1 protein-coding gene is annotated in these 519 nt (G+C 71.1%); it reads left to right on the forward strand.

The window, feature by feature from the left end; all coding sequences use genetic code 11:
- Positions 1 to 519, forward strand: a 519-nt coding sequence (locus AC1DQC_RS20290; RefSeq protein ID WP_477053022.1) for a condensation domain-containing protein, incomplete at both ends; no start/stop codon positions are given.

The raw sequence follows: 519 nt of genomic DNA on the forward strand, positions 1-519 counted from the left end.
CTGCCCACCGACCGGCCCCGGCCCGCGCAGCAGACCCTGCGCGGCAGCCGGGTGGAGTTCACCGTCCCCGCGAACCTGCATCGGCGACTGCTCGCGGTGGCCCGCGACCAGGAGTCCACGGTGTTCATGGCGGTGCACGCCGTGTACGCGATGCTGCTGTCCCGACTGGGGGACACCGACGACGTCGCGATCGGCACCSCSSTCGCCGGSCGCGGCGASKCCGSRCTCGACGACRTSRTCGGCATGTTCGTCAACACCCTGGTGCTGCGSACCSAGGTSGACCCCGCGGCCTCGTTCGTCGAGCTGCTGGCCCGGGTCAAGGACGCCGATCTGACCGCGTTCGGCAACGCCGACGTCCCGTTCGAGCGGCTCGTCGAGGAGCTGAACCCGGCCCGGTCCACGTCCTACTCCCCGCTGTTCCAGGTGGCCCTCGAGTTCCAGAACACCGAACGCCCGCGGCTGAACCTGCCGGGTCTCACGGTCGAGGGGATCGAGCTGGACACCCGGGTGGCCAAGGAG

The organism is Cellulomonas sp. P4_H12 (genome assembly GCF_056400905.1).